Below are 22,659 nucleotides of genomic sequence, written 5' to 3'. Positions count from 1 at the left end.
GCTCTCGCCCATCATCCAGTTGAGCCCTGAGTTGCGGCACCCCTGTCCCGGCAAGTGATGCTCAGAGCACAGATGCCATCTGCTTCGCCACCATGCCAGTCGCCCACCGCGGGGCGACTCGGACAAGGCGATCCAGAAGGCGCGCGTCGCGTCCAACGAGGATCCTGAAGCGGCCCTTCTCGATTCCGTCGACGATGGCGCGCGCTGCGGCTTCCGGTGTGGTCGCGCGGACCTTTTTGCCCTTGGCGTCGATCATCGCGACTCCGGAGTTGCCGGTGAGATTCGTCGAGATGTTGCCGGGGAAGATGGTCGAGACGGTGAGTCCTGAGCCGAGCGCCTCCGCGTACAGCCCCTCGCTGAACTGCTTGACGGCGCCCTTGCTGGCTCCGTAGAAGGTCTGGCTGGCGAAGGGGATGAGCGCTGAGAGGCTCGACATGTTGACCAGCACGGAGTGATCGCGGGCTTTCAAGGTCGGCAGGAACTCTCGGCAGACATTGACCGTGCCCCAAAAGTTGACGCTCATGACGCGCTCGGTCACGTCGATGGGAAGTTCTTCGAACGGGGCGAAGGAGTGGATGATGCCGGCGATGTTGATGACGCCGTCGAGATGAGCGTGCCGAGCGAGGACCTCGGTGCGGAGTGCGGCGACGGCAGCCGTGTCGGTGACGTTGGCTGTGTGAGTACTGAGGCGGTCGGCTGTGGTCCGCGCGAGCGTGCGGGTCTCGGCGAGTCCGCTCTCGTTCAGGTCGACCGCCGCGACGTGGCCGCCGCGTCGGAGTATCTCGAGGGCGACTTGTCTGCCCATTCCGTTGCCGCCGCCTGTGACGACGAAGACCTTGTTCTGAACCTGCATGTTGATCTCCTTAGAGGGCGGCGCCGACGCGGCTCGGCCGCGTGCGTCGGGATGGTTCGACGGCGTAGGTCTGGCCGGTGAGGAGTACGTCTGCTGTTGAAGCGATGTCCGCCGAGGACCGCCCGACGAAGAGCTCCACCTGGCCGGGCTCGACGAGCCACCCTTCTCGCTTGTCCCAGAGGGCGAACAGAGTGGTAGGGATCTCGATCGAGAGGTGTCGTGTCTCTCCGGGCTGGAGTGAGATGCGGTCGAAGGCGAGAAGGATGCGGGCAGGGCGAACAGTTCGCGCGTGGACGTCGTGCCCGTAGACCTGGACGACTTCTTCTCCGGCGCTTCTTCCCGTGTTGCTGACAGTGAACGTGAGTCGGATCGTTCCGTCGGTGGGGACGGTGGGGGAGTCGAGGGTGAGATCGCTGTAGTCGAAGGTCGTGTAGCTGAGGCCGTGTCCGAAGGGGTAAAGCGCACGGATGGATCCGTCGACGTATGCCGGCCCTTCGAGGCTGCGTCCGTAGGTGACGGGGGCGGCGCCGCTTGATTCCAGCATCGCAATGGGGAGGCGGCCTGCGGGGTTGGTGTCTCCAAAGAGCATTGCGGCGGTGGCGTTTCCTGCTTCTTCTCCACCGAACCAGGTGGTGAGGATGGCGGGTACGGATTCGGCCATCCACCCCAGCGTGAACGGTCGGCCGTGGCTGAGCACGACGATCGTGGGTGTTCCTGTGGCGACGATTGCTTCCACCAGTTCGCGCTGCACTCCGGGCAGGGTGAGGTCTGAGCTGTCCAGGCCTTCGCCCACGGTTCCGAGGCTGTTGATGCCGGACTGGTCACCGACGACGACGATCGCGACTTCGGCTGACTGGGCTGCTCGTACGGCGTCGTCGAAGCCGGTGCGGTCGTCGCTGGCGATGCGGCTGCCGGGTGCGTAGAGCACGTCGACGTCGGCGCCGGCTCGAGCGCGGATGCCGTCGAGGAACGTCACGATCGGGACTGACTCGACGAGCAGCTTCGCGTCGTCGGGACCGGCGCCGGCGAGTCCTTCGGTGTCTGCGGCTCGGGATTGAGGGTCGTTGGCGGCGGCGAATTGGACGGTCATGCTGTCGAGCACGTGGTAGCTGTAGTGCCCGAGCTGGCCGAGCGGACGGTCGGCGTTCGGGCCGATAACGGCGATGGAGGACAGATCAGCTGGCAGCGGTAGTAGGGGCTTTCCGTTGACGGGCTGGTTCTGCAGCAGCACGATCGATTCCGCTGCGACCGTCTTTGCGAGCGCGCGTGCCTCGTCCGAGTCGAGAGTCTGCGGGACTGCGTCGACGTCGACGTAAGGGTTCTCGAAGAGACCGAGCTCGAACTTCGCTGCCAACACGCTGGAGACCGCACGGTCGAAGGTGGCTTCGTGAAGCAGACCCTCCTGGAGGGCCTGCAGGATCTTGTCCGCGGAGTTGCTGTTGGCGAGGTCGACGTCCATGCCGGCGGTGAAGGCCTGGGCGTAGGCCGCGGCGACGTTCTCGGCGGTGCCGTGCTTGGTGTGAAGCTGGGGGACTGCTTCGAGGTCGGAGATGACGAGGCCGGTGAAGCCGTACTCATCACGGAGCAGACCCGTGAGCAGATCAGTCGACCCTGAGACGGGACTGCCATCGAGGTCGTTGTAGGAAGGCATCACAGCCCGTGCCCCGCCCTCGCGGATCGCTGTCTCGAACGGGCGCCCGTAGACCTCTCGGAGCTCCCGTTCTCCGATGTTCGCCGTTTCGGTGTTCCGGCCGCCGTCGCTGGCGCCGTAGCCGATGAAGTGCTTCAAGGTGGCGATCACGGGGCGGTCGGGGACGGCCCCTTGGATGCCTCGGACGAAGGCCGACGCGATCTGGCCGACGAGGTACGGATCCTCTCCGTACGTCTCGCTCACTCGGCCCCAGCGCGGGTCCTGGGCGACATCAGCCAGCGGTGACAGTGCCTGCCGGGCACCGAGGGAGACCATCTGGGCGCCGATCGTTGCGCCCATGCGTTCGATCAGATCGGGGTTCCAGGTGGAGGCCTGGGCGATGGCTTCGGGGAACATCGTCGCGTCACGGACCTTGAAGCCGACCAGCGCTTCCTCGGCGAAGAGGACGGGGATCCCCAGTCGCGTCGACTCGACGTGCACACGCTGCAGTTCGTTGGCGAGTCGTGCGGTCTCGCGCGGTGGCATCCGCAGCGAGCACAGGCTGGCGGTGACGACTCCCCAGCCGGTGTCCGGCGGAGTGCGCGTGTCGACCATCGCTCCGAAGGGGGACACCAGCTGCGCGGCCTTCTCGGCGGCTGTCATGCGACCGAGGAGGTCGGCGACGCGGTCCGCGAGGGGGCGAGAGGCGTCCCGGTAGGGCGCGTTCTGCAGAGAGTGATCCTCGATCGTGTCAGCCGAGCTGGTCATCGTCGTCCTTTCAAAGGGGAGGCGCGCACTTCGTCGGTGCGAGCGTCTCGCCGGGTTGCTGCCTGCAGCGAGTGTGAATGAGAGAGGTCGGGTAGGAGCGGCTGTCGGCAGCAGCGGGCGCCGTCCGCTCGCCGCTCCTACCCGACGTCGCTCAGGCGAGTTCGAGCCCGAACCCGATCGGGAAGAGCGGGTTTCGTGTGCTCGAGGGAGCATCCGGGGCGGAGTCGCGGATGGTTTCCATGGAGAGTGGGATCTCGACCGGAAGTCGTCCCGCCGGGCTGATCCGGCCGGTGAGAGCGGTCACCAGTGCTTCGTCGGAGACGCCGAAGGTGACCGTGAGCCCGGCCAGCGCCTCCACGATGGGTGCGAGGAGCGCGGGCCGGTCGAGTGCGACGTCGAGGACCAGCGGAGTGGTCTTCGCGATGGTCTGCAACCGGTGAACCAGTCCCGGTCGCATTTCCAGCGATCCCTGGTGGAAGTAGCTCTCGAGGAACAGGTCGTCTCTGAGTTCGAACGGTGCTTCGATGCGGATGATCGCGATATCAGCGTCCTCGACGTCTGCGACGGGGGAGCCCAACTGGGCGAGCACGCTGGGATCGATTCCCTCCGAGTACACCTTCATGCCGGGCGTCAGCGGCAGGACTGGTGCGTCCTCTGGCTGGCCGTTCTTCAGTACGACTACGGATCGCGACTGGGCCTCCAGACCGGCACGTCGCGAGGCGGCGCCGCCGACGAGAGCGGCGGCCGCTTCCTCGTCGACGAAGGGGTTGTCGAAGAGTCCGAGCTGGAATTTCACGAGCAGCACGCGCCGCGCGGATTCGTCGATTCGGGTTTCGGAGATGCTGCCGTCGTGCACGAGCTCGATCAGGAGTTCTGTGCACTGTTCACCGCCGAACTGGTCGGCGCCGGCCTCGAGGATCTTGACCATCCGCTGGCGAGCGTCGAGGTGCTCGACTCCCCAGGCGCGGGCGGGGAGGACCTGGTTGCCGACGATGTTGTCGTTGACGAGTTCCCAGTCGGTGAGGATCACGCCGTCGAAGCCGAGCTTCTCTCTCAGCAGGCCAGTGAGGATCTGCTTGTTGTAGCCGAACCCGACCTCTTCGATGGGTTCGCCGTCGATCTCCAGCCCGATGGGCATGCCGTAGTAGGGCATGATCGCCGCGGTGCCGTTGCGGATGGCCGCCTCGAACGGGCGAAGGTGTACACCGAACGCGTCCGAGGGGTAGACCTGTTCACGTCCGTAGGGGAAGTGCGCGTCTTCACCGTCCTTCTGGGGGCCGGCGCCCGGGAAGTGCTTGGTGACGCAGGCGACGCTGGACGCGTCGAGCGCGGGTCCCTGGAAGCCTTCGAGGTAGGCGGTGGTGTAGTCCACGGCGAGGTCGGGATCGGCGCCGAAAGATTGCAGCTGGCGCGTCCACCGCGGTTCGCTCGCGAGATCGACTTGCGGGTGCAGCGCCATGCTGATGCCCACTGCGCGGTACTCATCGCGCGCGCGTTCTGCGAAGTCGCGGACGGTGTCGCTGTCGTGAAGCGCAGCCATACCGAGAGCGTCCGGCCACTGCGAGAAGGGGCCGGCGGTGAAGGACGCTCCGACGTTGTCGACGAAGGCGTGGCGCGGGTCGGTGGAGATGGTCACCGGGATCCCGTGCGGTGTCTGGGCGGCCAGCTGCTGCAACGCGTTGTTCCATCGAGCGGCTTCGCGTGCGCTGCTGATGCGGTGCACGTTGAAGTGGTTGATGAAACGGTGGCGGACGACTTCGGTCGTGGGGGACTTGCTGATCGCGCCCGGCTGCTCGAGCAGGTCGCCGTCCGGCCCGATCTCGATGACGGTGTGGAAGAGCAGCCCGATCTTCTCTTCAAGGCTCAGGCGATCGAGGAGATCCACGGTGCGCTCGTCCGGTGTCAGCAGAGGATTCTCGAAGGGGTCCATGCGGCCGTTCCCGTTGAGGTCACGGTAGGCCGCCTCAGTGCGTGCGGTGATGGTGGTCATGGGGAGATCCGTTCCATGCGGTCAGGGCAGCGTCGGTGCTGGTCTGGGAGGAGGGCTGATCGCTCGAGTGCTCAGCCCTTGATCGCGCCCTGCATGACGCCGGCGACGAGCTGCTTGCCGAGGATGAGGAAGAGGACCAGCAGCGGGACGATCGATACGAGGACGCCGGTCATGATGAGCGGGATGTCCTTGAAGAATCCGGTCTGCAGCAGCTGGAGTGCAACCGGAAGGGTGGGGTTCTGGGGTCCGAGGACGATGGCCGGCCAGAAGTAGTTCGTCCATGCGCCGATGAAGCTGAACAGGCCCAGCATCGAGGCGGCGGGGCGGACGGCGGGAAGCGCGATCGACCGGAAGGTGCGGAAGGTGGACGCTCCGTCGATGCGGGCCGCTTCGATCAGCTCGAAGGGCAGCGCTGCAGAGAGGTACTGCGTCATCCAGAAGACACCGAATGCGGTGACGACGCCGGGCAGGATGACCGCCCAGAGGTTGCCGACGAGCCCGATCTCACGCATGACGATGTAGAGCGGGACGACGCCGAGCTGGGTGGGGACGGCGAGGGTCGCCACGACGAACGCGAGCAGAGGGACCTGGCCGCGGAAGCGGAGTTTCGCGAACGCGAAACCCGCGAGGGTGGAGAAGAAGACGACGGACACTGCCGTGACGGCGGAGACGAAGAACGAGTTCCACGCGGCCTGCACCAAATCGATGTCGGATTCGAACAGCCTGACCAGGTTGCTGGCCAGCTCCCCGCCCGGAACGACCGAGGGGATGGGGTTCTGCGCTACCTCGGCGGAGGTGTTCGAGGCGAGAAGGACGGTGTAGTAGAGCGGCAGGACCGAGATGAGGATGACGACGCCGAGGACTGCATAGGTCACCCATTTCGGCTTGTCACCGGAGACGCCCTTGTCGCGCCGTCGGGAGGCGGCTTTCGCTGCGCCGGGGCCGGCCGTCTGGTGGATGTACGGGACGGAGGGAGCGGTCATGGCGTCCTCTCAAGAACTTCGTCGGTCGAGACGTTGAGGCTGGGGTTGACGATCGGCGCGACGCTGGTGGCTTCGTCGACTCGAGACGTGCGGCGGGTCTTGCGGGTGGATGGTCTGGCGTCGCCGGAGGCGATGCGGCGGGAGAGCCAGTTGCTCACGAGGGCGAAGACCACGATGAGGATGAACAGCAGCCACGCGACGGCGGCTGCACGGCCAAGTCGCTGCTGGTTCCAGCCGAGCTCGTAGAGATAGAGGGTGATGGTCTTCCATTGCCCGGAGTTCCCGCCGAGGCCCTGAGCGTCGTAGAGCCGGGGCTCGTCGAAGATCTGGAGGCCACCGATGGTGGACGTGATGGTGACGAAGATGATGGTCGGTCGCACGGAGGGGACCGTGACGGAGACGAACTGCCGCACCCGGCCGGCGCCGTCGATGATGGCCGCCTCGTACAGTTCGCGCGGGATGGCCTGCATCGCGGCGAGCAGCACCAGGGTGTTGAACCCGGTCCAGCGGAAGTTCACCATGGTCGCGATCGCGATGTGGGAGGGGAGGCTGTCGCGGTGCCAGCCGATCCCGTCCGCGCCGACCAACTCGAGGACGGCGTTCACGAGTCCCGACTGATCGGCGAAGAGGCGGGAGAAGATGAGGGTGACGGCGACAGGGGCGACGACGTAGGGCAGCAGAACGCCCATGCGCCAGAACGTCTTGGCGCGGATGTTGGCGTTCAGCACGCTCGCGAGCACCAGCGCGATCGCGATCTGCGGGATCGTCGAGAGCACGAAGATACTCAACGTGTTGCCGAGTGAGGTCCAGAAGACGGGCCGGCTGAGCACGAACGTGAAGTTGTCCAGTCCGACGAAGTCGCCCTGGCCGCCGATGAGGTCCCAGTCGTGGAGGGAGACGTAGGCGGTGTAGAGGAGGGGGAAGAGTCCGACGATGCCGAACACGATGAAGAACGGCGCGATGTACGCGTAGGGGGAAGCCTTGAAGTCCCAGCGACCGAGTCGCTCTTTCCAGGGGGAGATCGGCTGTGGGGCGGACCTGGAGCGGTAGGCCGCGTTCGCAACGGGGTCGGACATGCAGTTCACTCTCTTTCGCGATGAGGGGCGCGCGCGTCAGCGCGCGCCCCTCACCTACGGGGGATGTCAGGGCTTATTCGAGGTTGCCCAGCTCATCCAGGAACATGTCCCAGGACTCCTGCGCATTCTGTGTCTTGTCGACGGAGACGCGGTTGATCGCCTTGTTGAAGGCGTCCGTGATCGCGAAGTAGTTGTCACCCTTGAAGGGGATCTCCTTGATCGCGGCGGAGCGGTCGGTGAGGATCTGACCGACGGGCGCGTCGTTGAAGAACGGGTTCGTGACCTGCTGGAGTTCTTCGCTCTGCTGAGCTTCCACCTGGCTGGGGAAGTTGCCGGTCGATTCGAAGGCCTTGAGCTGCTGCTCGGGAGCGGTCAGCCAGTCGGCGAGAGCCTGGGCCTCTTCCTGGTGCTTCGACTGCGTCGGCACGGTCAGGTACGAGCCGCCACTGTTGCCGCCACCGCCGGGGAAGACGTTGGCGACGTCCCAGCCGGTCACACCGGCGGCGTTGCCCTCGATGACACCGAGCATCCACGACGGCGACAGCATCACGGCGAAGCCGTCGTTCTGGAAGGAGCTGGTCCAGTCCTCGGTCCAGCGCGCGAGATGCGCCGAGAGATCGTCGTGCTCCATCGTCGTGTCGTAGATGTTCTTCAGATCCGGGTTGGTGCCGGCGATGATGTCGCCGTTGTCGGGGTCCTCCCAGAGCACCTCGTACTGGTCGCCCCAGCTGGTCGCGATCGAGGCCGAGGCGTCGTAGAACGGCACTCCGGTGTTCGCGGCCTTGAACTGCTCGCCCACGGCGAAGAAGTCGTCCCAGGTCGCGTCGTCTCCGCCGAAGAGCTCAGCGACCGACTCGCGGTCGCTGGGAAGACCGGCTGCCTCGAAGAGGTCGGCGCGGTAGGTGATGGTCGACGGGCCGATGTCGGTGGCGTAGCCGAGGAGCTTGCCGTCGGTGGAGGTGGCCAGGTCGACGTTCCACTGGTTCCAGCGGCCTTCGACGTCGGGGGAGGAGAGGTCGACGAAGTTGTCGGGGTTCTCGAGCACCTGCGGCAGCCAGCTGTTGTCCACGCCGACGACGTCGGAGAGACCGGACCCGGCACCGAGTGAGGTCTGGAACTGCTCCTTCGCCTCGTCGCTGGTGGCGAACTTGTTCTGCTCGATGGTGATGTCGGGGTTGAGCTCCTGGTACTCCTTGATCAGGTCGTCGTATCCCCACTCGCTGAACGTCGAGATCGACAGGGTGACCTTGCCGTCTGCGCCGGCGTCGTTCGAGCCGCTGGCTGAGCAGCCGGCGAGAAGAACGAGCGGGGCTGCTGCCAGCAGCACGAGGGCCTTCGGGATTGATCGCATTCCTACTCCTTTGTGTGTGCGAGGGGCCACCCCGACCGGAACTGCGTCGCTCGGACAATCGAGTCCACGCTTCAGCTGTTGCGATGGACACCGTGATCTCGAGCGGCCCAGCGTTCAGCTGGGACACCGTTCGGAGGTGACGGAGATGAGTATGCGCCCTAACCTGGTCGGTTGACAAGTTTTCGCGTCGATCTTCGTTTCTGGGGGTTATCGTGGGGGAATGGCCACCAGCACCGGAGCGCGCGGACCGTACCGCAAGGGCGTAGAACGCCGCCGCGAGATCGTTGTCGCGGCAGCCCAGCTGTTCGGCGAGTCCGGGTACACCCACGCGTCGATGCGGGAGCTCGCCAAGCGAGTCGGCCTGTCTCAGGCGTTGCTGCTGCACTACTTCTCGGACAAGGAAGACCTGCTCGTCGAGGTATTGAATCTTCGCGACGCGTCTGTCGCCGAGTACCTGGCCGACATCGCTGACAGCGACGTCGCGACGCGTTCTCGGAAGGTCGCGCGCCATGCGGCCGAGCACGAGGGGCTCACGTCGTTGTACATCGCACTGTCGGCGGAGGCCGTCGATCCGGAGCATCCGGCGCATAAGTACTTCGTCGACCATTACCGCTCGGCGCAGGAGCAGACGCGAGAGCCCGGCGTTGAGTCGGGCGCGGTTCCTGCCGGGGTGAGTCCTGAGTTGGTCACGGCGCTGGGTATCGCCGTGATGGACGGTCTGCAGGTGCAGCGCCAATACCGTCCGGATGTGGATCCGGTTGCGGCTGTCGACGCGTATTGGGAGCTCATTGCCGCCGCCCGATCCTGGTGGGCGCTCACAGCGCAGAATCCGGACATCGCCTCGGAGCTGCCCTCCACACTGCAGGGCCCTCCTCGCTCTGACGAGGACTTGAGCGGCCCCGGAAGCGTCGAGGAACCCGTTCTCCAGGGCGTCCTCAGTGGCGAGGGCGCCGCGCCGGCCTCCTGAGCGCGAGGGAGCGGTGCGAACCCGGCGCAGACGCGTCCGCGACTGGCCGGGTCCGCCGGGTAAGGATGGGTCAGGCGCCCAGGTCCACGGTCGTGAGCGACGGCACCGTACGCGCTCGGCAGACTTCGGCGAACCAGTGGGCGCTGAGCTTGGGGGTGCGACGAAGGGTGTCGTAGTCCACCCGGACGATCCCGAAGCGGGGCCCGTATCCGGCGGCCCACTCGAAGTTGTCCAGAAGCGACCAGACGAGGTATCCGTCCACGTTCGCGCCGCGGTCGCGCGCCCGCAGTGTGGCCGTGAGGTGGTCGATGAGGTACTGCGTCCGGTTCTGATCGAGGACCGCAAGCTGCCCGTCGACTTCGGTGACGACGTCGTCGAAGGCGGCGCCGTTCTCCATCACCATGATGGGCAGGTCCGGCCATCGCGCGGAGAGGTCGACGAGGTGGTTCTCGAGCCCCCAGGGTTCGACGGTCCAGCCCATCGCGGTGTGGTCGAAGCCCTCGGGCCGGAACAGCTCCACACGTTCGGATCCGGGAAACTCGGTCCCACCCATCTGCTCGGTGGACGGGTCGTAGTCGGCGCGGCTGCGGATGTGCATGATCTCGTAGTAGTTCACGCCGAGGAGGTCGATCGGCTGGTGGCAGATCTCCTCATCTCCCGGCTGCACGAATCGCCAGTCGGTGAACGCTCTGGTGTCCTCGAGCAGATCTGCTGGGTACGCGCCATCGAGGACAGGACCGGTGAAGACGCGATTGGCGACAGCGTCGAACAGCCGGGCGGCTTCGGCGTCGTCGGGGGATTCGGGTTCGACGCGGAAGATGTTGAGCACGATCGAGACCTTGGCGCCGTCCTTCGTGATCGTGCGCCTCAGCGCACGCACCGCGAGCCCGTGCGCGAGGTTGAGGTGGTGCGCGGCTTTCAGCGCGTCCTCGTGGCTCTTCACTCCTGGAGCGAAGACGCCGTGTCCGTAGCCGGCGAACGAGTTGTTCCAGGGCTCGTTGTGGGTGGACCAGATCGTCACCCGATCGCCGAGAGCCGCGCCGACGATCTCCGCATAGCGTTCGAACGCGTAGGCCGTCTCGCGACCTCGCCAGCCGCCGTACTTGTCCTCGAGAGCCTGGGGGAGATCCCAGTGATTCAACGTGACGACCGGATCGATTCCACGTGCGAGCAGGCCGTCGATGAGGTCGGAGTAGAAGGTGAGACCGGCCTCGTTGACCGTCCCCTCGCCCTCCGGCATCACCCGAGACCACGAGATCGAGAATCGGTACACGTCCAGATGGAGCGACGCCATGATGTCGAGATCGGTGGCGACGTTGTCGTAATGTCCGGCGGCGACGTCTCCGGTGGCGCCACCGGCGGTGGTTCCGGGCGTGTGGCTGAACGTGTCCCAGATCGAGGGCCCCCGGCCATCCTTTGCTGCCGCTCCCTCGATCTGGTAGGCCGCGGTGGCGGCGCCGAGAGTGAAGCCCTCGGGGATGGCGAGGTCGCTCGAAACGAACGCGGGGTGATTCATCAGCTGGCTCCGGAGTAGGTGGTCGTTGGTAGCCGGCCGCCGGACCCACGTCGACGGACGCGGAACCTGGCAGCCGTCTTCACCGTAGGACTCGGCGCTTCCTCCCAGGGGTGAAATCGAAACACTTTCGAACCTTCATTCCGGGGATCGAGAGGCATTCCGCGAGAGGGCGTTGCGCAACGTTTCGATCCGCATAGTCTGTCTGCATGGAACCGGAATCCGCCGCGCGCGCACCCACCCTCCGCGACATCGCGCGGGTGGCAGGAGTGTCCGTTCCGACGGTGTCCAAGGTGCTCAACGGACGGGATGACGTGTCCGCTGACACCCGTGAACGGGTGCAGGAGGCAACGGCGCAGGTCGGATACCGACGGGTACCGTCAGCGGCGGTCGATGCGCTGATCGCAGACCAGCTGGTCGACCTCGTTCTTCCCGCCGTGGGTGATTCCTGGGCGAGCGCGCTGATCGGCGGCGTTGAGCGCATCGCAGCGCAGAATGCTCTCGACCTGGTCATCATCATGGTTCGCAACGGTGAGACGCAGGGCCGGTCCTGGGTGGAGCGGCTCGTCGAGCATCGATCCCGCGGCGCACTGATCGCCGTCGCACAACCGACCCCCACCGAACGACGACACCTCGAGCGCGCGCACATCCCCTTCGTACTCATCGACCCTGCCGGCGCCCCTGACCGCTCGGCACCGAGCGTCGGCGCATCGAACTGGGCAGGAGGTTACGACGCCGCCGACTTCCTGATCGACCACGGCCATACCTCCTTCGCCGTGATCGCCGGAGATCCCCACTCGCTCAACTGCCGCGAACGAACGGGAGGATTCTTGTCCAGAGTTCGCGAACGACTTCCTGAGGTGCGACCGACGGTGCTGTACGGCGGGTGGCTGACGGAAACGACAGCGCGGGTTGCCGTAGAGCTGCTCCGCTCACCCACGAGACCTACCGCTGTTTTCGCGTGCAACGACAACATGGCTCTGGGTGTGTACGCGGCCGCTCACACGCTCGATCTGCGCATCCCCGACCAGCTGAGCGTCATCGGATTCGATGACCTCGTCGAAGCCAGACTCGCGTCGCCACCCCTCACCACGGTTCGGCAGCCCATCGCGGAGATCGGAGCCGCCGCGCTACGCAGCCTGCTGGACATGAGAGGCGGCCATCCCGTCAGTCGCCGGCTCGAGCTCGCCACCGAACTCGTTGTCCGAGAGTCGGTGGCGGCGGCTCCACGGCGGTGATTTGCCCTCGCCCTTCGAACGGGGACGGCGACACGAAGAGCCGCCCGGCAACGTGATGTCACCGGGCGGCTCTTCGGGCGAGATGCACTCTCTCGAACGGTCAGCGCACCGTGACGGTGACCGGCTTCGATTCGGTCGATCCACCCGTGTTGGTGAACACGACGGTGAGCTTGTGCTGGCCGGAAGCGATGCCGGTGAGGGACACCTGCGCCGTCTGCTTGTTCGGGGTAGCCGCCTTCAAGGTCCCCTCGCCGACGACCTGGCCGTCCAGCTTGAAGGCGTAGGAGGTGGCGTTGATTCCCCACTTCAGCGTCGCGGTCGCGACGAATGATCCGTCCCCGTCCCGGTTGTCGGCGGTCACCACCGGCTTGCTCGGCGCGACGTTCTTCACCAGCACCGTGGTGGTCTTCGTCGACGTGACGCCCTGCGAGTTGATGAGTTCGGCGCGGTACTTGTACTTCCCGTTGGTCTTTCCGGAGAAGGACGTGGTCGCCGACTGGGGGGAGTCGTTGAGGGAGTCCAGGCGCTGGGCTGACACGAGGACGTCATTCTCGTAGAGACGGTAGTAGCTGCCCGGTGCACCGTTGCGGAGGTTCATCTTGATGTCGTAGTTGCCGTCGCTCAGCCCGAGCTTCCATCCCGTGTTGGTCAGACTCGCCACGCCGGGTGCCGACGTTGGCTCCACGAACTGCTGCAGCGCGTCTCGGAAGGCGAAGTAGGCGGGCTTGGGGTTGTACTCCTCATCGAAGATCAGCGGCTTGGATCCCGGAAGCCAGGTGTACAGGTGCTTGTCCGTGAAGCCCCAGGTGCTGATTTCCGTCACGCCGGCGGCGAGGGCCTCGGCGACGACGTCGCCGTAGATCTGTGCCTGCTGGGCGGGATCGTAGGTGTGCGCGTCGAGCTCGGCGATCTCGACGTCGAGTCCGAGGGCTCGGTAGGAATTCACCATTTCCGTGATGACGCCGGGGACCGGGCTCGCGAGCGTCTCGTGCATCTGGAGTGCGACGCCATCGATGGGCACGCCGTCGGCGACCAGTCCGGTCAGCAGGTCGAGGAACGCCTGACGCTTGGCGGCGTCGAACTCGACGAGGTTCTCGTTGATGAAGAGGCGTGCGTTGGGGTCGGCGGCTCGGGCGATCCGGAAGGCGTCGGCGATGTAGCCCGGGCCGAGGACCTTATAGAAGGTCGTGGGCTGAAGCGCTGTTCCCTGCGACTCGAGGGCCTCGGACACGACGTCCCAGCGGTCGATCTTCCCGTCGTAACGCTGCATCAGCGTCGTGAAGTGCTCCGTCATCGCGGCCCGCATCTCGTCCGGATCCGTGATCTGGGTGACGTACTCCGGGTCGCAGCAGCTGGAGATGAGTCCATGACCCTTCACCGCCATGTCGTGCTGCTCGGCGAAGGCAACCAGGCGATCCAGACCAGCGAAGTCGTACACGCCCTTCTCCGGCTGAGTGAAGAGCCACTTCATCTCGTTCTCGGGCGAGAGGCCGTTGAACTGCTCGGAGAGCGTGTCAGCGAACTCCGGCTCGGCCAGGTAGTTCGAGGGGCGGCCGTCGGTCGTCCACTCCGCGGCCTTGATCGACCCTGATCCGATCGTGAGACCGGCCGACTCGGCCAGCTCGCGCAACGTGGGCCCGCTGTCGGTCACGGCCGTCGCCGGAACGGCGGCGGTCAGCGTCAGACCGAGGGCGACGGTAGCGGCGATTGCCGCTGATTTGAGTGTTCTCATAGTCGGTTCCAATTCGCAGGCGCGCGAACCCAGCAGCAGTGCTGGTGAGCGCAATGGCGGAATGAGCCGAGTGCAATCCGTAGCGGGGGCGACGATGCCTCTCAGACTCTCCTTTGAGTGAGTAGGCGCAACCCTGACAGGCGACCATCGCGCTGGCGCAAATCCCGAAAGACTTTCGCCCGCCGGGATTGAGCGTTCACCACCGACGCTTCGACAGCCGTTCCTGGGCCTGGCGATCGCGTATCGCTGGCGGACCGACCCGCGGCCGGGGCCGATGCTCAACCTGGCGAGCGTGATCGAGCTCCCGCACCAACCGAGAAACTGACATAATCTCGCTTATGAGAAGCGGCATTGGGAAGCGCCCGGGGGAGCGCGCAAGCCCTGTACCGCCCTCAACGGGCTTGCGTACCGTCGCTGACGACCCGCACCACTCCTCGAGGCACCGGACCGGTGCAGAACAGGTGACAGCACATGACTCGCGAGCAGAACATCGCCGCCCAGCAGGCCTTCGGTGAGGCGGTCAACGCCGGCGACTTCGCCGCGTTCGACGCACTCGTCGCGCCCGACTCGGTCGATCACGACCCGGCGCCCGGCCAGGCACCCGGTCCGGAGGGATACGCCGCGTTCTTCGGCGACCTGCGGACCGCGTTCCCCGACATGGCACTCGAGGTCGAGAAGCTCGTCGCGGACGACGACAGCGTCGCGTTCGCCTACACACTGACCGGCACGCACACCGGTGTGTTCCAGGGCCACGCGCCGACGGGCAAGTCCGTGAAGATCCGCGGCATGCAGATCAGCACCTTCGTCGACGGCAAGCTCGCCGAGCGCTGGGGAAGCAGCGACGAGCTCGGCATCCTCACGCAGCTCGGCCTCGCACCCGGCGCTTAGCCGGCGGGACTCCGACGGGTTCCGAGGCTCGTGTGCAACCACGCCTCGGAGCCCGTCGAGCGGAGTGCGTGCGAATAAACTGACATAACGTCGATTATCGGAGGTTCTCTCACGTTGTCGAGTGTGGCAGGTGGCCTTGCCGCCAATGATTACCATCCGCTTCGCAGGTCGACGCGGACGGGAATCGGCGTCGCGGGTTGGGGCGAGCGTGTTCGGCATCTTTGCGCCCCCATGCGATAAGTGCGCCTCCGGGTGGTTCAGCGCGCAGCGACGGGCCTCTGCGGCGCCATGGCTGCACGGACCCGGGGATCGGTGACGAACCCAACCGGGACAGGCCCGACAGGTCCGGGGAGACGTAGCCGATGACCTCCAAGTAGGGATCGACGGAGTGTCACGGACGATCTAGGGGGCAACCGCGTTCAGCGCGCTTCGTCAACGCGCAGTCGTCGAACATCGTCTAGCACTCCCGAGATGGCCGTGCGAATCGTCAAGAAAACGCCTATGTCTGAACGGTGAGAGACGGGGAGCAGCTGGCTCTGGAGCACGAGCCCCTCGAACATCCCTAAGACGAGACGGACAGTCATGTCTGTAAGCGGAATCGATAGGTCTTGAGCGATTACTGCCGATGCAACCTCTTGGAGAGTTCTACTGTGTGCCGTCGCGACATTTGCTAGCGCAGGATTGGTGTCAAGCATCCGCGCTCGGAGTTCCCACTCTTCTTCGTCCACGAACGACGGCTCGTTTTCGAGCCAGATCATGAAAGCGTCGACAAGTTGCCGATTAGGACCTACTTGACCAATGACTTTCACGAGGCGCTCGGCAGCCTCATCGAAGGACGCGGTCGCAATGTCGAGCTTGGTGGGGAAGTAGGACGACACGGACCTCGGCGACACCTCGGCGGCCGCTGCGATTTCCGACACGGTCGTCGCGTCGTAACCCCGAGCCGCAAAGAGCCTCATCGCGTGCATTTGGATAGCTCGACGCCGGCGTCTCTTCGAGCGCTCCCTGAGGGATAGATCTGACATCCCTCCACTGTACCCGGTTGACGCATTTTTGCGCTGCGGTGTATTGTTGCAGACCACCGCAGTTTGCCAGGGTACAGTTCGACCCGTTCGGCGCTGCTTGAGAGGAGTTTTGATGACCATTTTTCGAGTCGAGGCTGGACCACGCGTGCGCGGCACCCTGGTCCTTCTGGGCACCGTCGCTGTGCTCGCGGTGTGGCTGGAGTTCCTGATCATCCGTCACCACGCTATTTTCGGTGTCGTCAACATTCTCCTCGGAGCAATTCTCGCCGTTCTTGCCATGCAGCGGGGCCGTCGAGGCGGCTGGCTTCTGCTCACGCTGGTGGGGGCGGTGAGCGCGGTGTTGCAGCTGCTCTGGGTGACAACCTCGCTCTATCCGCTCTGGATCGCAGCGTTCATCGCTACCCTCACTCTCGCCGCATGCTCGTGGGCTGTGGCCTGGGGAAGTCGCCGCCACGTGAAGTTGACCGGCGCAGCTCGAAGCCGTCGCTGGATTGCTCGAGCCGGCGCATTCCTGGGGGCGGGGCTAGCAACGCTCGTCTCCCTCGCCTTCGTCGTGCTGGCCATCACCCCGGCGCCGGCCACTGAATCAATCCAAGCGTCGACGGGCTTTGGGAACTCTTTCGAAGCAGCCGCCGCAACCGAGACGCGAGTCGTCAATGGCTCTCGTCTCACCAACGACATCCAGTACGGCACCCGATACCCCAACAGCTTCCTCGACATCTACATCGCTGACAATGACCCCTCGGTGGCTCGCCCCACTTATGTCGTTGTGCACGGCGGAGGATTTATCGTGGGCAGCAAGACGAACGGTGACCCCAACGCTGCAGGCGGCCCCCCGTTCGCTGTCGGTGGGGGCCCGGTCCTGGACGCCGGATACAACGTCGTTGCTATTGACTACGGTCTCGCACCCGGGGTCCCCTACCCCACTCCGGTGATCCAACTCGGAGAGGCCATTGACTTCCTCCAGGAGCATGGTGCGGAGTTTGGGTTGGACATGTCGCGAGTCGTCCTCGCCGGAGGAAGCGCAGGAGGCCACATCGTAGGCCAGTACGCGAACATCCAAACAAATCCCGACTACGCCGGAGAAATGGGTATCGCGCCCACCATCAGCCCCTCCCGTCTTGAAGCTGTGGTTTTGGACAGCGCCGCTCTGGTGCCCGCGAAAGCCGGCTACACCCAGGAACCTTCACTGGCGAATGACTTCCTCTTCGACCTTTCTCTCCGTTCCTACGTCGGCACCTCACAGCACCAGCTGGCAGAAGCAAACATTATTCTCCACGCCGGCCCGGCCTTTCCGCCCAGCTTCATCACAGACGGAAACACCGCGACTTTCGCAGATCAAGCCGAGGAACTGTCCACCAAGCTCACCGAACTCGGTGTCAGGAACGAAGTGGACCTGCCTCCTGTAAGCAATGCAGTCCTCGGACACGCATTCATGTACTCCCCCTCACCCTCCACCGATGAATACAACGAGAAGAAGATCGCGTTCCTTGCAGACGTACTACGCTGAGGATCAAGCTCAAATAAACAGGCAGCAGCTCGACTCAGGGACTGAGCGGTCCCGCTAACGGGAGTGTGCCAGCCTGAGGAGGATCTGATGTATCCCCCTTTCCATTTCCGTGCCGGTTCACTCGAAAGTGTTCAGCGAGGAGGTGGAGGGACCGTCGGACCTCCTCAGGCGGACTGGTGTCGATGCCGAGGTAGCCGTGGTCGACCTGCTGAGCCACGTGGTGGGTGACCTCGACTCCCTCGGATCGAAGACGTGAAGCGAACCGCTTTGTCTGCGCGGTGATGGTGTCCAGCTCGGCGCTCACGATGAGGACGGGGGGCATGTTCGCAGCGAGGTTGGGGTCCAGCAGTGGGGAAGCCGTCGGCTCGAATCGACGAGTTTCGTCGACGAAGTAAGTGCGTTGAATCAGTCGGACCGTTTTTGGGTTGATCAGAGGTCGCGCGAGAGGGGAGATGTATTCCTTCGCAGGGATTGTCATGTCGACGGGCGGCACGATCAGCGCACAGGCGTAAACGGCTGGCCCTTCCAAGCGCGCTAGCGCAAGAGCTGACAGGGCAAGCTTGGCTCCCGCGCTCTGTCCACTCAGGCCGATACGATCCGAATCCCATCCCTGATCTGCGCTGTGTGCAGCCACCCACTGGAGTACGTCGTACGCCTGCTCCTCCGCGACCGGGTATCGGACAGACGGTGCAGTGGAGTAGTCCACGCTGACCACGGTCGCTCCCGCACTTTGCGCGAGCTCGAGCGCGATGAAGTCTTCGACCCGGGCGTTGTTGAGGATGAACCCACCGCCGTGGAGATGAACTACTACGGGCACGGGTCCGACGTTGTCGCCCTTGGCGCGGTAGATGAAGCAGCGCACCAGTCCGTGACGGGTGGGTACCTGAACAACATCGGGCTCCCCCTTCGCGGACACAATGAAGGAACGCGTCGGACCTGGTACCCGAGTGGAAAGAATTCTTCTCATGGCACCGCTGACCAACCGCGGCACCAAAGACATTCTCACGGAGCGCGCTGCAAACCATGCGTTGCTTGTCGCCCGCCCTACATTCATGGAGATTTCGTCGACGAGCATCGCCGCCGACGATTGGGGGAAGCCGACGCCCGTGTCGGGAAACACCCGAACGCGCAAGTTCTGGAGCAACGCGCGATACCCTGTGACATCGATGTCCGCAGAGTCCTCTCCTCCGGCAAGAATCACCGCAGGAGCCGTGATCGGGCGTGCGAGGTGGGTACTACCGTCGCTGCCGGAGGATGTGAGCCGCTCCGCAGAGTCTGTCGTGAGGATCAGTGCGACCGAAGCAACCAGATTCGGCCGCCGATCAGCGACTACCTGACACGCACTGCTGATATCCCCTACCTTTTCGACGATATGAGCCGGTGCGAGTTGCAGAGTTTCGATGAGAACCTCTACGTCCGGCTGCTCACTCCTGAAAGAGTCAATTGGCAGGTGTTGTCTTGGGCCGGTCGGCCCGAATTGGAGAACCCGGTATCCGCGTCCGAGAAGCAACTTAGAGATCTCAGCGGACCATTCATTGCCCTGCTCGGTTTGGCTTGTGAGAAGGATGATGGGACGTCCGTTACGTGGTCCCTGGTCAGTGTAAGTGCGCTGGGCGCCGCTCGCTAGGCGCAACATGGGCATGGGTTTTCTCCTGAGATGTGCTGAGTCCTGCGGTTCAAACGACGATGTGGTGGTCTGCGGCCGGAGCCGGACGAATACGCCCCTTCCGGGGCTGTCCTTATGGCGCTTAGCGCAAAGATCGGATCCGGAACATCAAGATACCAGCAACCACGGCGGCGACCATCCCGAAGACAAACAAGGCTGGGTATCCTCCGAGAAAGGAGATCAATCCTGCGGCGATAAGGGGGGACAATACGATGGGCATTCCGGTGGCTGCGTTGAGAATGCCAAAGTCCCGCCCCGCAGTTTCGGGGTTGGGGAGAACCTTGGTCATGACGGCGAGGTCGACAGCAAAATAAGTGCCGATCGCCGCGCCGATGCACAGCGAGTAAACGATCATGCCCGTCCACGTCGGCCAGATCAACGGAATGACGAGCGACCCAGCGAGTCCGATAGCACTGACACCGACGAACAGCTTGCGACGGCCTAGTTTGTCGGCCAGGGGACCGGTGATGGCGGCTACTGCAACCCACGCGACAATGCTGAGCGACAGCGATGTGCTCACGGCGGTGGCCGCGTCGCCGCCCGGAATCTGCTCGAGCCCGATGTAGTCTTGGAAGACGAAGAATGCATATCCAGAGACGGTGAAGTACGACAGGAACAGGAAGAACCTGCTTGCGAAGGCGAGGGTGAAGTCTTGGTCGTGGAAAGCCGAAAGAAAGGCTGCCGTCCCCGACGCCAAGCCGCGCAACGAGAACGCGACGCGAGGGGGCCGCGGGAGGCTTAAGGATGATTTCTCGCGCGCGCCGACGAGGAAGATCGCCGTCGTCACGACAAGAGCGACCGCGAAAGTCGTGTAACTGACGACCTGGCTGCTCTGGCTGGCGATGTTGACGCCCACAATCACGCCGACGGGCGTACTGATGCCGAGAACCGCCGAGGCCAAGCCCCGCCGTTGCTCCGGCACCCGATCGGGCATGACCGCCACCAGCGCACCACCGTAGATGTTCGCGACGAGCCACAGGGCCGACATGGTGACTGTTAGAACGACAAGATTGGCCGCAAAGTTCATGGCGATGGTGAGGATGGCGGCGGCGATCGACGTGGCAGCCAGCCAGGGGGAACGGCGCCCGAACCGTGAACGCGTCCGATCCGACACGGCACCTCCGATGGGTGAACCGACCATCGCGACAAGCGCGACCACCGCGCTCAAGATCGCCAGATTGCCAATCTTGTTTTCCGGATCGAACGCCTGCACCTGCGCTGGTAGGACAATGCTCTGCACACCGTTGAAGAGCGCATATAAAGCGGTCGATGCGGGAAAAACGGCGAGCAGAAGGCCCGCGACTTTTGGTCTGCGAACCTTAGGTTCAGCGGTTTTGGGAATCAAGCTGGGTTGAGCCATGGTTCTCTCCTTCGAGAAGCGGTACCGCGAAAGCGGTGATTGTATCGACGAATGTCAGCAGTTCTGGCCGTGGAATGCCCGTCCTAGACAATCTCCACCGCCGCTTACCGGTAGTAAAGACGCCCTTGACAGCACCGCTCACGATCAAAGATGGAAGAAACTTGTCGTTCCTATCTGCCGCGCTTTCAGGGGCTATTCCGCTAGCTTAAAACGTGACGTGTTATCGACAGTGCCGCGATCGTAGTAGGCGGTTTCGATGATCGCTTCTACAAATTGGGGCCACAGGGATTCTGTGATCTCGTGTCCCATGCCGGGGAACTTTCGCAACTGTGATCCGCTTATTTGTCGGTGAAGCTCGTCAGCGGCGTGGTGGTCGATAAGAAGGTCCGCGTCGCCGGTGATGATGGTCGTGGGGGCGGTGATCGCGGCTATCGCGGCAACGCGATCGGGCGCCGCGAGTACGGCGGCGGCTTGGCGAACGTTGCCGCTTTTGACTGGATCGCGATCGTAGGACATCTCGGCGAGTTGGCGTAGCCAATGCTGGTCCTGCGGGTATGCCTCCGAGCGGCATGCTCGTTCGCCGGCGAGAAATTCCTCCATGGCCTGCTCTTTGGTGAGCGTCGCGTGATCGTTGAGGATCTCGCGGTCGTAGGCAGGCGGAAGCAACCACTGCTGCGAGGCGCTGGTGTAGAAGAGAGTGAGGGAGGCGACCATGTCAGGGTGATGAATGGCGAGCTCTTGAGCGATCATTCCTCCCATCGACTGGGCGGCGATGTGGGCGGGGGCGATGTCGAGCTTCTCGATGAGGCCGGCGACGTCTTCGGCCATGTCCACGAGTGTGTAGCTCTGGCCTTCGAATTTTTGGGAGAGGCCGACGTCTCTGTTGTCGAACCGGATTACAAAGAATCCTTGGTCAACGAGCAGCTGACAAAATTCCGGCCGCCATTTGATCATTTGCGCTGTAAGCCCTTCGATTAGCACGAGCGGGCGTCCCGTGTGGTGACCGAAGGTGTCGTAGAAAAGGGTCGTGCCGTTGTGGACGGTGAGGGATGGCATCGTGTTATCGCTACTTCTTGAGGGTGGTGACGGAGCGTAGCGCGGTGATGACGTTGTCTCGCCATACGCGGGCGGCGGGGAGGATGTTCGTCAGCGCAGGGCTTGCATGAATCTGACCTTCGGCCATCGTGTAGGTGACGGTCACACCGGCCTGGAGCAGACGCCGGGCGTACAGCTCGCAGCTGCCGCGGGTGAGGTCGAATTCCGAGGTGAGGATCACCGCGCGGGGAAGGTTGGTTAGGTCCTCAGCCCAGGCAGGCGACACGTAGGGGCTTTCCGCGTCGGTCGAGTCAGAGAAGAGGTCGTGAGTAATTTGGTTGATCTCGGGCTTTTCGAGGATGTACCCCTTGTCGTATTCGTGGAGCTGGGTTCGCCAAGTGAGGTCAAGAGCCGCGACTTCAAGCAGCTGCAGAGCGATTTTGGGGCCTGATCGGTCTCGGGCTAGGAGAGACAAGCTCGCGGCTATGTTGCCGCCGGAGGACTGCCCGCCGATCACGAGACGGTCCGAATCGATTCCGAGTTCTTCAGCGTGCTCAGCAACCCATAGCAACGCTGCGTACCCGTCGTTCAGCGCGGTTGGGAACGGGTGTTTGGGGGCCAGGCGGTACCCGACCGCGACCACTACGGCGTTGGCGGCGATGCAGCGTTCCCGGCATGCCCCGTCGTTGAGGCCATAGTGGATGGAACCGCCGCGGAATCCGCCGCCAAAGAAAAACAGGTATCCGGTGTGCGGGCCCGGCGTGGGCGGGGTGTAGATCAGCAGTTCAATGTCGCCGCCTTCGACTGGAATCGTGACCAGCTTCCGGTCCGTCACCTCCGGGTAGGGTTCGGCGAGTTGCGCGGCGATGCTGTTCAGCGTGGCCTTCTCGGTCTGCAAACGCAGAACGGGATCCGCGATGGGCTGCGGGGGTGGGAGCTGGAGGAGAAGGTTCGCGACGATGGGATCGATGGGCACGTACGGCTCCGTTTGCGTCAGTTGGAAAGGTCGGTGACTCACATGTGTGCGAGCGCGGGCTGTCACGCTGCCCTCCCCTCTGCGGGCAGCAGTTGGGG

General features: G+C 64.3%; 17 protein-coding genes. 4 read left to right on the top strand and 13 right to left on the bottom strand.

What is annotated here, in order from left to right; translation table 11 throughout:
- Positions 1-61: 61 nt before the first annotated feature.
- From ASF48_RS17220 to ASF48_RS17195, 6 genes are all read right to left on the bottom strand, one after another.
- The gene (locus ASF48_RS17220) at positions 62-853 is read right to left on the bottom strand and encodes an SDR family NAD(P)-dependent oxidoreductase (protein WP_055794370.1); all 792 of its coding nucleotides are present in this window, start codon (positions 851-853) and stop codon (positions 62-64) included.
- Positions 854-863: 10 nt separating this feature from the next.
- Positions 864-3,251: a glycoside hydrolase family 3 N-terminal domain-containing protein gene (locus tag ASF48_RS17215; RefSeq protein ID WP_055794369.1), complete on the bottom strand. Its 2,388-nt coding sequence runs from the start codon at positions 3,249-3,251 to the stop codon at positions 864-866.
- 151 nt (positions 3,252-3,402) lie between these two features.
- Positions 3,403-5,241, bottom strand: coding sequence for a glycoside hydrolase family 3 protein (locus ASF48_RS17210; protein WP_055794367.1), 1,839 nt, complete (start codon positions 5,239-5,241; stop codon positions 3,403-3,405).
- 71 nt (positions 5,242-5,312) lie between these two features.
- Positions 5,313-6,224 carry a carbohydrate ABC transporter permease gene (locus ASF48_RS17205; protein ID WP_200931045.1) on the bottom strand — a complete coding sequence of 304 codons (912 nt, stop codon included), beginning with the start codon at positions 6,222-6,224 and terminating at the stop codon, positions 5,313-5,315.
- Positions 6,221-7,300: a carbohydrate ABC transporter permease gene (locus ASF48_RS17200; RefSeq protein ID WP_055794365.1), complete on the bottom strand. Its 1,080-nt coding sequence runs from the start codon at positions 7,298-7,300 to the stop codon at positions 6,221-6,223. The genes ASF48_RS17205 and ASF48_RS17200 overlap by 4 nt, the downstream gene beginning before the upstream one ends.
- Positions 7,301-7,373: 73 nt before the next feature.
- On the bottom strand, positions 7,374-8,651 hold the full coding sequence (locus ASF48_RS17195) for an ABC transporter substrate-binding protein (protein WP_055794363.1): 1,278 nt from the start codon (positions 8,649-8,651) through the stop codon (positions 7,374-7,376).
- A 220-nt stretch (positions 8,652-8,871) separates the two neighbouring features.
- Here ASF48_RS17195 and ASF48_RS17190 point away from each other — a divergent pair, with 220 nt between their 5' ends.
- Positions 8,872-9,618: a TetR/AcrR family transcriptional regulator gene (locus ASF48_RS17190; protein WP_082481701.1), complete on the top strand. Its 747-nt coding sequence runs from the start codon at positions 8,872-8,874 to the stop codon at positions 9,616-9,618.
- 70 nt (positions 9,619-9,688) lie between these two features.
- Here ASF48_RS17190 and ASF48_RS17185 read toward each other — a convergent pair whose 3' ends face one another.
- Positions 9,689-11,134 (bottom strand): GH1 family beta-glucosidase, encoded by a 1,446-nt coding sequence (locus ASF48_RS17185; protein ID WP_055794361.1) that lies wholly within the window; start codon positions 11,132-11,134, stop codon positions 9,689-9,691.
- Between the two features lie 206 nt (positions 11,135-11,340).
- On the opposite strand from ASF48_RS17185, the gene ASF48_RS19120 reads away from it, so the two are divergent.
- Entirely contained in the window at positions 11,341-12,369 is a 1,029-nt protein-coding gene (locus ASF48_RS19120; protein WP_082481698.1) for a LacI family DNA-binding transcriptional regulator, read from the top strand.
- Positions 12,370-12,469: 100 nt separating this feature from the next.
- Here ASF48_RS19120 and ASF48_RS17170 read toward each other — a convergent pair whose 3' ends face one another.
- Positions 12,470-14,101: an endo-1,4-beta-xylanase gene (locus tag ASF48_RS17170; RefSeq protein WP_055794356.1), complete on the bottom strand. Its 1,632-nt coding sequence runs from the start codon at positions 14,099-14,101 to the stop codon at positions 12,470-12,472.
- A 471-nt stretch (positions 14,102-14,572) separates the two neighbouring features.
- On the opposite strand from ASF48_RS17170, the gene ASF48_RS17165 reads away from it, so the two are divergent.
- Positions 14,573-14,989: an ester cyclase gene (locus ASF48_RS17165; protein ID WP_055794354.1), complete on the top strand. Its 417-nt coding sequence runs from the start codon at positions 14,573-14,575 to the stop codon at positions 14,987-14,989.
- A 419-nt stretch (positions 14,990-15,408) separates the two neighbouring features.
- On the opposite strand, the gene ASF48_RS17160 is transcribed toward ASF48_RS17165, so the two are convergent.
- The gene (locus ASF48_RS17160; RefSeq protein WP_200931044.1) at positions 15,409-16,014 is read right to left on the bottom strand and encodes a TetR/AcrR family transcriptional regulator; all 606 of its coding nucleotides are present in this window, start codon (positions 16,012-16,014) and stop codon (positions 15,409-15,411) included.
- A 112-nt stretch (positions 16,015-16,126) separates the two neighbouring features.
- On the opposite strand from ASF48_RS17160, the gene ASF48_RS17155 reads away from it, so the two are divergent.
- Positions 16,127-17,524 (top strand): alpha/beta hydrolase, encoded by a 1,398-nt coding sequence (locus ASF48_RS17155; protein ID WP_082481694.1) that lies wholly within the window; start codon positions 16,127-16,129, stop codon positions 17,522-17,524.
- A 34-nt stretch (positions 17,525-17,558) separates the two neighbouring features.
- On the opposite strand, the gene ASF48_RS19115 is transcribed toward ASF48_RS17155, so the two are convergent.
- From ASF48_RS19115 to ASF48_RS17140, 4 genes are all read right to left on the bottom strand, one after another.
- On the bottom strand, positions 17,559-19,166 hold the full coding sequence (locus tag ASF48_RS19115; protein ID WP_082481691.1) for an alpha/beta fold hydrolase: 1,608 nt from the start codon (positions 19,164-19,166) through the stop codon (positions 17,559-17,561).
- Positions 19,167-19,272: 106 nt separating this feature from the next.
- Positions 19,273-20,550, bottom strand: coding sequence for an MFS transporter (locus ASF48_RS17150; protein ID WP_082481689.1), 1,278 nt, complete (start codon positions 20,548-20,550; stop codon positions 19,273-19,275).
- A 192-nt stretch (positions 20,551-20,742) separates the two neighbouring features.
- A complete protein-coding gene (locus ASF48_RS17145; RefSeq protein ID WP_055794349.1) occupies positions 20,743-21,606 on the bottom strand; it encodes an alpha/beta fold hydrolase in 864 nt (287 codons plus the stop codon).
- A gap of 10 nt (positions 21,607-21,616) precedes the next feature.
- Positions 21,617-22,561, bottom strand: a complete 945-nt coding sequence (locus ASF48_RS17140; RefSeq protein WP_055794347.1) for an alpha/beta hydrolase — start codon at positions 22,559-22,561, stop codon at positions 21,617-21,619.
- Positions 22,562-22,659: the final 98 nt, after the last annotated feature.

Source organism: Rathayibacter sp. Leaf299, assembly GCF_001423055.1.
Lineage (GTDB): Bacteria > Actinomycetota > Actinomycetes > Actinomycetales > Microbacteriaceae > Rathayibacter > Rathayibacter caricis.
Note: the sequence above shows the minus strand (reverse complement) of the source record. Positions and strands in the feature narration are given on the sequence as shown.